General features: G+C 61.0%; 12 protein-coding genes. 10 read left to right on the forward strand and 2 right to left on the reverse strand.

What is annotated here, in order from left to right; all coding sequences use genetic code 11:
• Positions 1-375 precede the first annotated feature (375 nt).
• The gene (locus BHV64_RS12125; RefSeq protein WP_288116132.1) at positions 376-600 is read left to right on the forward strand and encodes a tyrosine-type recombinase/integrase; all 225 of its coding nucleotides are present in this window, start codon (positions 376-378) and stop codon (positions 598-600) included.
• 95 nt (positions 601-695) lie between these two features.
• Here the strand turns inward: BHV64_RS12125 and BHV64_RS12130 are convergent, their stop codons facing one another.
• The gene (locus tag BHV64_RS12130) at positions 696-1,829 is read right to left on the reverse strand and encodes an acyltransferase family protein (protein ID WP_022061629.1); all 1,134 of its coding nucleotides are present in this window, start codon (positions 1,827-1,829) and stop codon (positions 696-698) included.
• 488 nt (positions 1,830-2,317) lie between these two features.
• Between BHV64_RS12130 and BHV64_RS12135 the strand changes: the two genes are divergently transcribed.
• From BHV64_RS12135 to BHV64_RS12170, 8 genes are all read left to right on the forward strand, one after another.
• A complete protein-coding gene (locus BHV64_RS12135) occupies positions 2,318-3,652 on the forward strand; it encodes a sigma-54-dependent transcriptional regulator (RefSeq protein ID WP_022061628.1) in 1,335 nt (444 codons plus the stop codon).
• Between the two features lie 379 nt (positions 3,653-4,031).
• Positions 4,032-4,112 (forward strand): potassium-transporting ATPase subunit F, encoded by an 81-nt coding sequence (locus BHV64_RS12140; RefSeq protein ID WP_015546182.1) that lies wholly within the window; start codon positions 4,032-4,034, stop codon positions 4,110-4,112.
• Between the two features lie 4 nt (positions 4,113-4,116).
• Positions 4,117-5,808: a potassium-transporting ATPase subunit KdpA gene (kdpA, locus tag BHV64_RS12145; protein WP_015546183.1), complete on the forward strand. Its 1,692-nt coding sequence runs from the start codon at positions 4,117-4,119 to the stop codon at positions 5,806-5,808.
• Between the two features lie 13 nt (positions 5,809-5,821).
• On the forward strand, positions 5,822-7,864 hold the full coding sequence (gene kdpB / locus BHV64_RS12150) for a potassium-transporting ATPase subunit KdpB (RefSeq protein ID WP_217727520.1): 2,043 nt from the start codon (positions 5,822-5,824) through the stop codon (positions 7,862-7,864).
• A gap of 15 nt (positions 7,865-7,879) precedes the next feature.
• Positions 7,880-8,449: a potassium-transporting ATPase subunit KdpC gene (gene kdpC / locus BHV64_RS12155; RefSeq protein ID WP_118406317.1), complete on the forward strand. Its 570-nt coding sequence runs from the start codon at positions 7,880-7,882 to the stop codon at positions 8,447-8,449.
• A 105-nt stretch (positions 8,450-8,554) separates the two neighbouring features.
• Positions 8,555-9,202, forward strand: a complete 648-nt coding sequence (locus BHV64_RS12160; protein ID WP_217727538.1) for a hypothetical protein — start codon at positions 8,555-8,557, stop codon at positions 9,200-9,202.
• Between the two features lie 3 nt (positions 9,203-9,205).
• Positions 9,206-10,327 carry a sensor protein KdpD gene (locus BHV64_RS12165; protein ID WP_217727521.1) on the forward strand — a complete coding sequence of 374 codons (1,122 nt, stop codon included), beginning with the start codon at positions 9,206-9,208 and terminating at the stop codon, positions 10,325-10,327.
• 3 nt (positions 10,328-10,330) lie between these two features.
• Entirely contained in the window at positions 10,331-12,046 is a 1,716-nt protein-coding gene (locus BHV64_RS12170; protein ID WP_022061620.1) for a sensor histidine kinase, read from the forward strand.
• A 59-nt stretch (positions 12,047-12,105) separates the two neighbouring features.
• Here BHV64_RS12170 and BHV64_RS12175 read toward each other — a convergent pair whose 3' ends face one another.
• Positions 12,106-12,678, reverse strand: coding sequence for a L,D-transpeptidase (locus BHV64_RS12175; protein WP_147620827.1), 573 nt, complete (start codon positions 12,676-12,678; stop codon positions 12,106-12,108).
• A gap of 222 nt (positions 12,679-12,900) precedes the next feature.
• Here BHV64_RS12175 and BHV64_RS12180 point away from each other — a divergent pair, with 222 nt between their 5' ends.
• Positions 12,901-14,166: an efflux RND transporter periplasmic adaptor subunit gene (locus BHV64_RS12180; RefSeq protein WP_168949900.1), complete on the forward strand. Its 1,266-nt coding sequence runs from the start codon at positions 12,901-12,903 to the stop codon at positions 14,164-14,166.
• Positions 14,167-14,170 lie beyond the last annotated feature (4 nt).

Raw genomic sequence — 14,170 nt, forward strand, 5'->3', positions numbered from 1 at the left:
CCGAGGGGATTTTCACCACGCCGCACAGTCCGTTTCTGCAATTCAAAATCGGACGGTTGTGGACAGCCACCCGCAAACGCGCCATCCGCAAGGAGGAGGTGCAACGGCTGATGCAGGCGGAGATACTCGCCGACGGTTCGGCCTATCTGGATTTCGCACGGGACATTTTCCTGTTTTCATACCTCTCGGCAGGCATCAATTTCAAAGACATCGCCACCCTGCGTTACTGCGACATGGACGAGGAAAGAATCTACTATGCCCGCCACAAAACCAGCAAGGAGATGACCTGCCACCTCTCGGAGCAGTCGAAAGCGATTATCGGCAAATACGCCATACGCCAAATCCGACCATGCGGACGAAGATTATATTTTCCCGATACTCGACCGCCGCATACACAAGACCGAGCAACAGATTTACGACCGAGTGCGCAAGGTGCTGAAACACGTGAACAAGGCCCTGCACGAGTGGAGCCGATTATTGGGGCTGAAAATCGAACTGACTACCTATGTCGCTCGGCACACGTTCGCAACGGTCTTGAAGCGTTCGGGAGTGAATATTGCCATCATTTCCGAATCGCTCGGTCATTCCGATTTATCGTGAAGGAACTGTAAACTTTGGCGAAAATGAAAAAGATAAAATATTAAGAGCTGTGTGTCAACATTGCACACACCTCTTTTGGTCTTAAAAAACAGTGTCTATTTCTCCCTGCGCAAAAAGCGGTCGGTCAGGAACCGGCGCACAGGCTCGTCGTAGAGTTTCAGACAGAGATAAGCCAATATCACAGAACCCGCGACGAGCGCCAGGGCGCCGGGCAGGGACTCCGTGAAGGTGAGGTTTTCGTTCTTGACCCAGGCATAATAGAGGTAGATGAAAGGGTAGTGCACCATGTACAGCGGGTAGGAAATATCCCCCAGAAATTTGCAGACCCGGGTCGTCACCCGGTCCGTCGTCTTTCCCGAAGCCCCGAGACAGACGAGCAGCGGAAAGAGGACTACGGCGCACAGGGTGTCGTACAGCCCGTTCATCCACAAATGTTCGCTTCCCCCGATGCGCGGCACGGAAAGTAGCGTCACGATCGCCAGGGCGCAGATCCAGAACGCGCCCCGAATCCGCACGGGCTTGAACACACGCGAAAGCAGCAGTCCGGCCGAGAAGGCGAACAGCAGGCGCAGAGAGCCGCCGAGCATGTTGTCCCCGTCCATGGCGAACCCGACGCAGATGTCGCCGAGGGGTCCCCAGACGGCGAACGCCGCCAACCCGCAGCCGGCGAGCAGCACCAGCACGGAAAGCGCCCGGGTCGGAAGCTTACGGATGAAGAGAGCGTAGAGGACATTGCCGATATACTCGAAAAACAGCGACCAGCTCGGGCCGTTGAGCGGATACATTTCACCCAGCCCTCTGATTTCGGAACCGGGCGTCGCCGGAATCAGCAGCGCGTTCAGCAGCGTGGCCGTCAGCAGCATGGATAGGGACACCGCCGAGACATCCCAGACGGAACAGCCCTGAAAATAGAACATGACGGCCCCGATCACGGCCCCCATGACGACCATCGGATGCAGACGGATCAACCGCCGCTTGAGAAAATCCTTTACCGACATCTTTTTCTTCCAGCGGTCGTCGTAGGCGTAACCGATGACGAAACCCGAAAGTATGAAGAAAAAATCGACGGCCAGATAGCCGTGGTTGATCCGCTGGTCGAGATGGCTGGTCGCATAGGCTTCGAACAGATGGAACCAGACGACCATGATCGCCGCTACGCCGCGCAATCCGTCGAGTATGTCGTAGTGCGGTTTGGTGTCTGCAAATGCAGCTGATGAGATTTTTGACATCGGCTTTCGTATGTTTGGGAGAAGTAAAGATCGTAAAGAGCCGGACGGATGTCAAACCGGATACACCCGGTTCGGCGGAGCCTTCCGACTGAAAATTGTCGTTCCGGCCCCAAAGATACTAAAATATAGCCGCTTTCAAAACGGAAACGGGGAGCCATTTTGTCCAGGCTCCCCGTTTTCGGATTTTCCGCGGCTTGCGGGCGTCAGGGATTCACCTGCACCACCTGCTTCCAGTCCAGCTTTCCGGGTCTCCTCCAGCGAAATTCCCTTCACGGTGGCCGGGACCCCGATGCCCGCCAGGCCGCAAAGCGTGGGGTAGAGGTCGTACAGGTAACAGTAGGCGTCGCGCACGGTGTTCTGCGGGATTCCGGCCCGAAATCGGGGGGGGGGCGGCGACTATTCAAAAAACAACAAAATCCGGTCATACCGCAGCGGCGCAAGCCGAAAATGTCTTACCTTTGCCCGAAAGAACGGAACGAGCGAACGACATGGCGAAAATTCTGATCATCGACGATGAAGAGCAGCTGCGGCGGCTGATGGCGCGGATCATCGGGCTGGAAGGTTACGAGGTGGCCGAGGCTCCGGACTGCGCTTCGGGGATGAAAACGCTCCGCCGGTACGACCCCGACGTGGTGCTGTGCGACGTCAAGCTGCCCGACGGCAACGGCGTCGAGATGGTCGGCCGCATCAAGGAGGCCGCGCCGGCCACCGAAGTGATCCTGCTGACGGCCTACGGCAATATCCCCGACGGCGTGCAGGCCATCAAGAACGGCGCCTTCGACTACATCACCAAAGGCGACGACAACAACAAGATCCTGCCCCTGCTGAGCCGGGCCGCCGAAAAGGCCGAAATGCAGCGGCGGCTGACCCGCATCGAGAACAAGCTCTCCGAAGAGCACTCCTTCGACCGGATCGTCGGTGACTCGGAGGTCCTGCGCCGGGCCGTGGACCTGGCCCGCAAGGTCGCCGTCACCGACACTTCGGTGCTGCTCACCGGCGAGACGGGAACCGGCAAGGAGGTCTTCGCGCAAGCCATCCACCACGCCAGCCGCCGGGCGAAGGGGGCTTTCGTGGCGATCAACTGCTCGGCTTTCTCGCGCGAACTGCTCGAAAGCGAACTGTTCGGCCACCGGGCCGGCAGTTTCACGGGCGCCGCCAAGGACAAGAAGGGCCTTTTCGAGGAGGCCGACAAAGGCACGCTATTCCTCGACGAGATCGGGGAGATGCCCGTCGAATTGCAGGCCAAACTGCTCCGCGTGCTCGAAAGCGGCGAATTCATCAAGATCGGCGAAACACGCCCCACACGGGTTGACGTGCGCCTGATCGCCGCCACGAACCGCGACCTCGAAAAGGAGATCGCCGCCGGGAATTTCCGCGAGGACCTCTATTTCCGCCTCTCGGTGTTCCGCATCCACCTTCCCTCGCTGCGCGAGCGGCCCGGCGACATCGCCGGATATATCCGCGTCTTCGCGGCGCAGTTCGCCGACAAAATGGGACGTCGCATCGACTCGATCGACGCCGACTACATCGCCGCTCTCGAACGCCACACGTGGCACGGCAACGTCCGCGAACTGCGCAACGCCGTGGAGCGCAGCATGATCATGGCCGACGGCAACCGGCTCACGGCCGACTGCCTCGCGCCCGAATTCCACGCGGCGGCCGGCTCCGCCGACCCCGATTCGCTGGCGCTCGACGACCTCGAACGCCGCCACATTCTCCGGGTGCTGGAACACACCCGGGGCAACAAGGCCGAAGCCGCCCGCCTGCTGGGCATCGGCATCGCCACGCTATACCGCAAACTCGACGGCTACGGGGTGAAATAAGCCCCTCACCGTCTCATTCCGAGAGGGCCGCCCTATCAAAATGATAAGGCGGCCCTCTTTTTCGGCGCCCATACCTATCCGGCAAACAACTGCCTGTCAACGCATTGAATCCGGAGCATAAATTCCGGCATCCCCTTCGTATGCTTACGGGCAACAAACCCCGACGGCAAAATGGCAATCGTTATCCTCCTACTGATTTTCTGCGGCGCAATGCTGCTGCTGGACCTGATGCTGTGCGGGTTCGTGAAAAAAATGTCTAATTCAAAAAAACGAAGAGATGAATGAAATCATGCTGTTCCTGCTGCTCTGCGCCCTAGGTGCGCTGTGCTACGGATTCTATTTCAAATGTGTGGATTGGTTCGAAAAGATCTGACGCCCTATGTTTACAAGTCTCCTTATCTTGAGCATCCTCGGATTCGTCTATCTGATGTACGTGCTCGTCAAACCCGAAAAATTCTGAACCGATGAATACCGAAATTTCAGGCGTAATCCTGCAATGGACCCTTCTGGTGACGCTCTGCTACCCGCTGGGGCGTTACATTGCCAAAGTCTACCGCGGCGAACGCACGTGGCTCGACTTCATGGCTCCCGTCGAACGGGCCATCTACCGCTTCTGCGGCATCGACCCGGCCGTGGAGATGAACTGGAAACAGTTCCTCAAAGCGCTCCTGACGGTCAACCTCTTCTGGTTCTTCTGGGGCATGCTGCTGCTGGTCTTCCAGGGCTGGCTGCCGCTCAACCCCGACGGCAACCCGGGACAGTCGCCCGACCTGGCGTTCAACACCTGCATCTCGTTCATGGTCAACTGCAACCTCCAGCATTACAGCGGCGAGACGGGCCTGTCCTACTTCACGCAGCTGTTCGTCATCATGCTCTTCCAGTTCGTCACCGCCGCCTGCGGCATGGCCGCCATGGCCGGAATGATGAAGGCGCTGGCGGGCAAAACGAAGAAGACCATCGGCAACTTCTGGGTCTTCCTCACCCGGAGCGTGACGCGCATCCTGCTGCCGCTGTCGCTCGCCGTCGGCATCCTGCTCGTCATCAACGGCACGCCGATGTCCTTCGACGGCAAGCAAACGCTCACGACGCTCGAAGGCACCGAGCAGGTCATCTCGCAGGGTCCCACCGCAGCCATCGTGCCCATCAAACAGCTGGGAACCAACGGCGGCGGCTACTTCGGAACCAACTCGGCGCACCCGCTCGAAAACCCCAACGCCTTCACCAACATCCTCGAATGCTGGTCGATCCTGATCCTGCCCATGGCGATGGTCTTCGCCTTCGGGTTCTACACGCGCCGACGCAGTCTCGCGACATGGATTTTCGGCGTGATGCTCCTGGCCTATACCGCAGGCGTCGTCCTCTCCGTCTGGCAGGAGACGGGCGGCAGCCGGCAGATCGACGGCATGGGCATCTCGCAGGAGCTCGGTTCGATGGAGGGCAAGGAGATCCGCATCGGCTCGGCCGCATCGGCCATGTGGGGCATGACGACCACCGTCACGTCGAACGGTTCGGTCAACTCGATGCACGATTCGCAGACCCCGTTGAGCGGCATGCTCCAGATGCTCAACATGCAGATCAACTGCTGGTTCGGCGGCGTGGGAGTAGGGTGGATGAACTATTTCGCATTCCTCATCATCGCCGTCTTCATCAGCGGACTGATGGTGGGCCGCACGCCGGAGTTCCTCGGCCGGAAAGTCGAGGCGCGCGAGATGAAGATCGCCACGCTGGTCGTGCTGCTGCATCCCTTCCTGATCCTCGTCGGCACGGGCATCTCGGCCGCCGTGGCCGCCGCGAACCCCGAAATAGGGTGGCTGAACAACCCCTCGTTCCACGGATTGAGCGAAATGCTCTACGAATACACCTCCTCGGCGGCCAACAACGGCTCGGGATTCGAGGGACTGGCCGACAACACGCCGTTCTGGAACATCTCGACGGGCATCGCCCTGATCATGGGCCGCTACTTCCCGATCGTGGGACAGGTCGCCATAGCCGGACTGCTGGCGTCGAAGAAGTGCATTCCCGAGAGCGCCGGCACGCTCCGCACCGACACGGGAACCTTCTCGCTGATGACCTTCGCCGTCATCATCATCGTTGCGGCCCTCTCGTTCTTCCCCGCGCTGGCGCTGGGTCCCATCGCCGATTACCTGACCTTCTAATCCTGTTACCGCTATGAAACGAAACAAAAATAACTCGCTTTTCGATCCTGTCCTGCTGCGCCGGAGCCTTCGCGCTTCGTTCACGAAACTCGACCCGCGGCAGATGATCAAGAACCCGATCATGTTCACCGTCGAGGCCGTCACCTTCGCCATGCTGCTGCTGATCGTCCGGATCGCCGTGACGGGCGACACGTCGCAGGGTTCGCTGCTCTACAACCTCGTGATTTTCGCCGTACTTCTCTTAACGGTGCTCTTCGCCAACTTCGCCGAGGCCATCGCCGAAGCCCGCGGCAGGGCGCAGGCCGACTCGCTGCGCAAAACCCGCGAGGAGACCCCCGCCAAACGCATCGAACCCGACGGACAGTCGCACATCGTCAGCAGTTCCGAACTGAAGCAGGGCGACCTGTTCGAGTGCGTCGCGGGCGACACCGTCGCCGCCGACGGCGAGATCGTCGAGGGCCTGGCGTCGATCGACGAAAGCGCCATCACGGGCGAATCGGCCCCGGTGATCCGCGAGGCGGGCGGCGACAAAAGCTCCGTCACGGGCGGCACGAAGGTCCTCTCCGACCGCATTCTCGTGAAAGTCACCGCACGGCCCGGCGAGAGTTTCCTCGACCGGATGATCGCCCTGGTCGAAGGCTCCTCGCGCCAGAAGACGCCCAACGAAATCGCGCTGACGATCCTGCTGGCCGGGTTCACGCTCGTTTTCGTCATCGTCTGCGCCACGCTCAAGCCCTTCGCCGACTATGTGGGGGCCAATATCACCGTCGCGGCGTTCATCTCGCTGTTCGTCTGCCTGATCCCGACCACCATCGGCGGCCTGCTGTCGGCCATCGGCATCGCCGGCATGGACCGCGCACTGCGGGCCAACGTCATCACCAAGTCGGGCAAGGCCATCGAGACCGCCGGCGACATCGACACGCTGCTCCTGGACAAGACCGGCACCATCACCATCGGCAACCGCAAGGCCACGCGCTTCCATCCCGCCGACGGCATCGCCCCCAAGGCTTTCGTGCGCATGTGCGTACTCTCGTCCGTCGCCGACCCGACCCCCGAAGGCAAATCCATCGTCGAGCTGGGCACCGCCGAAGGGGTCCGCACCGACCCGGTGACGATGGTCGGCGTGCGGATGGTGAAATTCACTGCCGAAACCAAGTGTTCGGGCGTCGACATGCCCGACGAACGCCGCATCCGCAAGGGAGCCGCCGAAGCAATCTTCCGCATCGCCGCCGAGCACGAAAACCCCTGCCCGGCCGGAATCGCAGCCACCGTGCGCACCATCTCCGAAAACGGCGGCACACCGCTCGTAGTCTGCGAAAACGAACGGATCACGGGCGTCATCGAGTTGCAGGACATCATCAAGACGGGCATCCGCGAACGCTTCGAGCGGCTGCGCCGGATGGGCGTGAAGACCGTGATGGTCACGGGCGACAATCCGCTGACGGCCAAATACATCGCCGAGAAGGCAGGCGTCGACGACTTCATCGCCGAAGCACGTCCCGAGGACAAGCTCGAATACATCCGCCGCGAACAGCAGTCGGGCAAGCTGGTGGCCATGATGGGCGACGGCACGAACGACGCCCCGGCGCTGGCGCAGGCCGACGTGGGCGTGGCCATGAACAGCGGCACGCAGGCCGCCAAGGAGGCGGGCAACATGGTCGACCTGGACAACGACCCCACGAAGCTGATCGAGATCGTCGAGATCGGCAAACAGCTGCTGATGACGCGCGGCACGCTCACGACCTTCTCCATCGCCAACGACGTCGCGAAGTACTTCGCCATCGTCCCGGCGCTGTTCATCGCCTCGATTCCGTCGCTCGGCGCGCTGAACGTCATGCACCTCCACTCGCCCGAAAGCGCCATTCTCTCGGCGGTGATCTTCAACGCCCTGATCATTCCGCTGCTCATCCCGCTGGCCCTGCGCGGCGTGACCTACAAACCGATCGGGGCCTCGGCCCTGCTGCGCCGCAACCTCTTCATCTACGGACTCGGCGGCTTGATCGCCCCGTTCATAGGCATCAAACTGATAGACATGTTAATAAGCGTATTATTTTAAAGCATTGCTTCAACTATGAAAAACCTTTGGATTTCACTCAAAATAACGCTGGCGATGTGCATCGTGCTCGGCGTGGGATATGTCCTCGTGCTGCGCGGCGTGTCGGCCGTCGCAGGTCCCAACGGCGGAGAGGCCGACGTGGTGACGCTCGACGGACAGGTCGTCGGCGCGGCGAACGTGGGGCAGCGGTTCACCGATGTCCGCTATTTCTGGAGCCGTCCCTCGGCCGTGGACTACAACGGCGGCGGTTCGGGCGGCAGCAACAAGGCCACGACCAACCCCGAGCACCTCGCCGGGGTGGAACAGCGCGTGCAGGACTTTCTCGCGGCGCATCCCTACCTCTCGCGTGCGGAGGTTCCCGCCGAGATGGTCACGGCCAGCGGCTCGGGCCTCGACCCCGACATCTCGCCCCGCGGGGCGCAGGCGCAGGTGCGCCGCGTAGCCGAGGCCCGCGGGCTGGACATCGCTACGGTACGGCATCTGGTCGACTCGCTGACCCAAAAACCGTGGCTGGGGCTTTTCGGCACGGAGAAGGTCAATGTGCTGCGCCTGAACGTCGCTTTGGAAGAACTGAACGAAAACTAATCGCAAACCATGAAAATAGATAAAAAGATGAAACGCTGGGTATTCATTCTGATCGCCGCTTTGGCAATCTTTCTGACCGCCGACCTCTGCGCCCGGGAGCGCGGGGTGAAATTCTCGGGCGGAACCGACCTGGTGAGCACCTACGTATGGCGCGGCGTCCGCGAAAGCGGCCCGGCTTTCCAGCCGTCGCTGACGATGAGCGCCGGAAACTTCTCGGCGACGGCCTGGGGTTCGGTCGATTTCGACAGCGCCTACAAGGAGATGGACCTCACACTGGCCTACGCGCTCGGACCCGTGACCCTTTCGGTGGCCGACCTCTACTGGACCGGACACGCCGACGACCGCTATTTCGTCTTCGACAGCCGTTCGCCCCACCGCATCGAGGTGGGCGCCAGCTGGGTCGTTTCGGAAAAGGTCCCCGTCACGCTGTCGTGGTACACGGTTCTCTTCGGCGCGACCGACGTGAACCACAAGGGCGAACGCGCCTATGCCTCGTATTTCGAGGCGGCCTGCCCGTTCACGGTGAAGACCGTCGACATGAAGGCCGGCGTGGGCATGGTTCCCTGGAACGCCGCCGCGACCTACCTCACCGGAGACCGCGGGTTCTGCGTGCAGAACGTCTTCCTCAATGCCGGAAAATCATGGGACATCAAAGGGACGGATTCGATGTCGGTCGGCGTTTTCACCAACCTGATCTGGAATCCGGCCCTGGACGACGTTAACTTTGTGGGAGGCATCTCCTTCCGGATGTAACCGATGGAGAGGCAGGACAGCGTTCAGCGGTTTCTGGAACTGATCCGGCGTTCGCACCGCGGCAAGTTCAAGGTCTACATCGGCATGAGCGCCGGCGTAGGCAAGACCTGCCGCATGCTGCAAGAGGCCCGCCAGCTGCTCGACGCGGGCGTCGACGTCCGCATCGGCTACATCGAAACGCACGGCCGCGCCGGAACGGAAGCCCTTGTCGAAGGGCTTCCGCTCGTGCCGCGCCGCAGACTCTTCTACAAGGGCAAGGAACTGGAGGAGATGGACACGCAGGCCATCGTCAACCTCCGCCCCGAGATCGTCGTCGTGGACGAACTGGCCCACACCAACATCGAGGGGAGCGAAAACCCCAAGCGGTGGCAGGACGTGATGCAGATTCTCGACGCAGGGATCAGCGTCATTTCGGCCGTCAACATCCAGCATATCGAGGGGCTGAACGAGGTCGTCGAGGAGATCACGGGCATCGAGATCCGCGAGCGGGTCCCGGACAGCGTGCTGGCGATGGCCGACGAGGTGGTGAACATCGACCTCACGGCCGACGAGCTGATCGAACGGCTGAAAGCCGGAAAGATCTACCGCCCCGACAAGATCGCCGCGGCGCTCGGCAACTTCTTCACGCAGGACAACCTGCTGCAACTGCGCGAACTGGCGCTGAAAGAGGTGGCGCTGCGCGTGGAAAAGAAGGTGGACAGCGAGGTGACCGGTTCCGAAACCTTCCGGCGCGACAAACTGCTGGCCGTGATCGACTCCTCCGAAAAACGCGCCCGCCGGGTCATCCGCAAGACGGCACGCATGGCCACGCACCTGAACGCCGCCTTCACGGTGCTCTACGTGCAGGGCGACCGCGAAGCCGACGACCGCATTCCGCTGGCCCGGCAGCGTCACCTGATCAACAACCTGAACCTCGCCACGGAACTCGGCGGCGAGGTCCGCCGCATACGCTCGAACTCCCCGGTGGAGAGCATCGCCGGAGTGTGCCGGGAGCAAAAAATAAACATCGTCTGCATCGGGCGTCCCGAATTTTCACTATTTTCGCTGTTGAAAAGCGCAATCCGCCTGCGGCGTCTGACCGTCCGGCTGTCGCGCATGAACATCGACCTTTTCATTTTTTCATAAGCCATGAGAATACAAAGGAGAATCACCCTGGGCATCGGCATTCTTTTCACCATGATCCTGCTGCTGGGCATCCAGTCGGTCGGCTACGTCCGCCAGCTGTCGCGGGCGACGGGAACCATCCTCGCCGACAACTACAACTCGCTGCAATACGCCGGGGAGATGCTGCGGTCGCTCAACGACATCGGGCAGGATTCCATATCGCGGCACGCCCTGCGCGAAAACCTCGCCCTGCAACAGCAGAACATCACCGAGATCAGCGAGAAGGAGACCACCGCGGCGCTCGAACGCCACGTCGCTTCGCTGAGCGACCCGGTCACCGAAGCCGAAATCCGGACCGTGCGCGAAGACCTGTTCCGGATCATGGAGCTGAACATGGCGGCCATCCGCGCCAAGAGCGCCGGGGTGGAGCAGCGCGCCGACTACGCCATGTGGTGGCTGATCGCCGTCGCCGCGCTCTGCGCCCTGATCGCCGGGGGCATCCTCGTCTGGTTCCCGCAGTCGGTGCTGCGTCCGATCGACGCGCTGAAAAAGGGGATCACCCAGATCGCCAACCACAACTACCGGGAACGGCTCGATTTCCCGGGCAACCGCGAGTTCGAATCCGTCGCCGAGTCGTTCAACGACATGGCCGCCAAACTCGACGAATACCGCCGCAGTTCGCTCGACGACCTGATGACCGCCAAAAAGCGCATCGAGGCGATCGTCGACACGCTGCACGAGCCGATCGTGGGGCTGGGTCCCGACCGCAGAATCCTCTTTATGAACCGCGAGGCGTTCTCGGTGCTGAACCTCCGGGAGGACGCCGTCGGACGCGACGCCGCCGAAGTGGCGCTGTCGAACGACCTGCTGCGGCGGCTCGTCCGGGGAGTGAACGACACGGAGAAGGACGCCGACAAGGAGCCGCTGAAAATCTACGCCGACAACAAGGAGAGTTATTTCCAGGTGGAGAACACGCCGCTCTACATCACTCCCGTCGGCGGGCGCGAACAGCAGTTCGTCGGCAACCTGATCGTCCTGAACAACGTCACCCGCTTCAAGGAGCTGGACTCCGCCAAGACCAACTTCATCTCGACCGTCTCGCACGAAATGAAAACCCCGATTTCGTCGATCCTGATGAGTTTGCAGCTGCTCGGCGACGACCGGCTGGGAACGCTGAACGGCGAGCAGAAACAGCTCGTCACGAGCATCAAGGAGAGCAGCGACCGCCTGCTTTCGATCACGGGCGAACTGCTGAACATGACCCAGATCGAGACCGGCAAACTTAAACTGATACCTAAAGTAACCAAGCCTATCGAACTGATAGACTATGCTGTAAAGGCTACGCAGGTTCTGGCCGAGAGGTTCTGCTGTTTCGTCGAGGTGGACTATCCCGAAAAGATCTCGAAACTCTTCGTCGACAACGAGAAGATCGCCTGGGTCATCACCAACCTGCTGTCGAACGCCATCCACCATTCGCCCGAACGGTCGCGCATCATCGTCGGCGCCGTACAGCGCGAAAAGGCGGTCGAGATCTACGTCCAGGACTTCGGGCGCGGCATCGACCCGCGTTACCACAAGAGCATCTTCGAGCGCTATTTCCGCGTCCCGGGAACCAAGGTGCAGGGCAGCGGGCTGGGGCTGGCCATCTCGAAGGAGTTCGTCGAAGCGCACGGCGGCACGATCTCGGTCGAGAGCGAAATCGGCCGCGGCAGCCGCTTCTCGATTCTGCTCCCGGCCTGAAAAACTACCCGCCGCCCGCTTCGGAGACTGTTCGGAGCGCCGCGAACAGACGAAATTCCTTACTCCGTCTGCGCCATCAGCCGGGGTCCTGCCTTGACGGCGGCGGGAAAGCGGCAGGGCACGGCGCTGTCCGCCTCGGAGGTAAGGATCACGACCGGCATACCGACGTAGACATACTTTTTCACCAATTCGAGCAAATCGCTATTGTTCAACCGGACGCACCCTTCGGTTGCACGCGTGCCGATCGAGGCGGGATCGTGGGTTCCATGGATACCGATGCCGCGGTGACCGGGCGTCTTCAGACGAATGAAATGCGAACCGTAGGCCCCTCTGATCTCCCCCTTACCGTCGCCAAAATCGTGCGTCCATGCGCTTGCGTCCTGAATCTGCTGGACGGAGAAAAGCCCTTCGGGCGTCTTCATATCACCCGGCTTCTCCTTGTTGCCCAGCGCCCGCCCGCAGGCAATGGGATAGACGGCCCGCAGGCAACTGTTGAAATCGTAAACCGCAAGAGTCATCGACTCCTTGCAGACAGCAATAAATGCCGCACCCGAAAGCGGCGTCTGCTGTGCACGTACGTCGACGGCGCAGAACAGCGCACATGCAAAAAAGGTACATAAGATTGTTTTCATAAGTGCAAAGATACGATTTCCCGGAGAAAATCCGCGGCATCGGCCCGGAAAGTCACAGGCTGTCTTCCGAAAAGACACCAATAGCCTCCGTATGAACAAAAACAGGAATTCCGGCATCATATTCGCCTAACTTTTACGTTTAAATAGCATATCGGCGAAAAAATCGTATTTTTGCGCCGATATACCGGATACCAGGCAAACAATTCCGGATTTGGAAACAACATGAAACTATCACGCGAGAAAATCGTGCAGCAGGCGGCCCGCGCCGGCCGCCGTACGCTGCAACTCGGCGAAGAGGCAGGCGGCAGAATCCGCCGTCTGTCGAAACGCTCCTGGCTGATCCTTGCCGGAATAGCCGTATTGATTGTCGGAGGGCTTTGGTGGTGGCTGCGCCCCGAACCCGTAAAACCCATATTGCCCGTGGTCCAGGTCGAGCCTGCCGAAACCGACGACATCGAACTCTACGGCGAATACGTGGGACGCATCCGCGCCCAGCAGTTCGTCGAAATCCGCGCCCGGGTGGAGGGCTTCCTCGAAAAAATGCTTTTCGAGGAGGGAACCTACGTCAAGAAGGGGCAGCCGCTGTTCATCATCGACCCCAAGCTCTACGAAGCCCGGGTAAACAAGGCGAAGGCACAGCTGAACAAAGACAAGGCTCTGGAACTCAAGGCCGACCGCGACCTGAAACGCATCCGCCCGCTCTACGAGCAGAACGCCGCGAGCCAGCTGGACCTCGACAACGCCATCGCCTCCTACGAAAGCGCCACGGCCTCCGTGGCGATGAGCGAGGCCGACCTCACGCAGGCCGAAACCGCCTTGAGCTACACGACCGTCAGTTCGCCGCTGTCGGGCTATATTTCCGAGCGCAGCGTCGACATCGGCACGCTCGTAGGTCCCAACGGCAAATCGCTGCTGGCGACGGTGGTCAAGAGCGACACCGTGCGCGTGGACTTCAGCATGACGGGACTCGACTACCTCAAAAGCAAGGCCCGCAACGTCAACCTGGGCCAGAAGGACTCCACCCGCAAGTGGGACCCCTACATCACCATCACGCTGGCCGACAACACCCAGTATCCGCTGCGCGGACTGGTCGACTTCGCCGATCCGCAGGTCGACCCCGAAACGGGAACCTTCTCCGTGCGCGCCGAAATGGCCAACCCCGACCGCATCCTGCTGCCGGGACAGTTCACGAAGGTGCGCCTGCTGCTCGACGTGCGCGAAGACGCCACGGTCGTGCCGACCAAGTCGGTCGTCATCGAGAAGGGCGGCGCCTACATCTTCGTCATACGGCCCGACAGCATCGCCGAACGCCGTCTGATCGAACTCGGCCCCGAGGTCAACAACCGGGTGATCGTCGAACGCGGCGTCGTTCCCGGCGAGAAGATCGTCGTGGAGGGTTTCCACAAACTGACGCACGGCGACAAGGTCGACCCCGTGCCGGTCCCCGAAAAAAGCAGTGCAACCGAGACGGAGGCGTCTGAAAAATAGCGAG

It is taken from the genome of Alistipes sp. 56_sp_Nov_56_25 (assembly GCF_001915285.1).
Taxonomy (GTDB): Bacteria; Bacteroidota; Bacteroidia; order Bacteroidales; family Rikenellaceae; genus Alistipes; species Alistipes shahii.

What these genes read in the sequence shown, in the direction of transcription:
- BHV64_RS12130 (WP_022061629.1), bottom strand. Translation starts at nt 1,829, where the DNA reads ATGTCAAAAATCTCATCAGCTGCATTTGCAGACACCAAACCGCACTAC.
- BHV64_RS12135 (WP_022061628.1), top strand. Translation starts at nt 2,318, where the DNA reads ATGGCGAAAATTCTGATCATCGACGATGAAGAGCAGCTGCGGCGGCTG.
- BHV64_RS12140 (WP_015546182.1), top strand. Translation starts at nt 4,032, where the DNA reads ATGTTTACAAGTCTCCTTATCTTGAGCATCCTCGGATTCGTCTATCTG.
- kdpA (WP_015546183.1), top strand. Translation starts at nt 4,117, where the DNA reads ATGAATACCGAAATTTCAGGCGTAATCCTGCAATGGACCCTTCTGGTG.
- kdpB (WP_217727520.1), top strand. Translation starts at nt 5,822, where the DNA reads ATGAAACGAAACAAAAATAACTCGCTTTTCGATCCTGTCCTGCTGCGC.
- kdpC (WP_118406317.1), top strand. Translation starts at nt 7,880, where the DNA reads ATGAAAAACCTTTGGATTTCACTCAAAATAACGCTGGCGATGTGCATC.
- BHV64_RS12165 (WP_217727521.1), top strand. Translation starts at nt 9,206, where the DNA reads ATGGAGAGGCAGGACAGCGTTCAGCGGTTTCTGGAACTGATCCGGCGT.
- BHV64_RS12170 (WP_022061620.1), top strand. Translation starts at nt 10,331, where the DNA reads ATGAGAATACAAAGGAGAATCACCCTGGGCATCGGCATTCTTTTCACC.
- BHV64_RS12175 (WP_147620827.1), bottom strand. Translation starts at nt 12,678, where the DNA reads ATGAAAACAATCTTATGTACCTTTTTTGCATGTGCGCTGTTCTGCGCC.
- BHV64_RS12180 (WP_168949900.1), top strand. Translation starts at nt 12,901, where the DNA reads ATGAAACTATCACGCGAGAAAATCGTGCAGCAGGCGGCCCGCGCCGGC.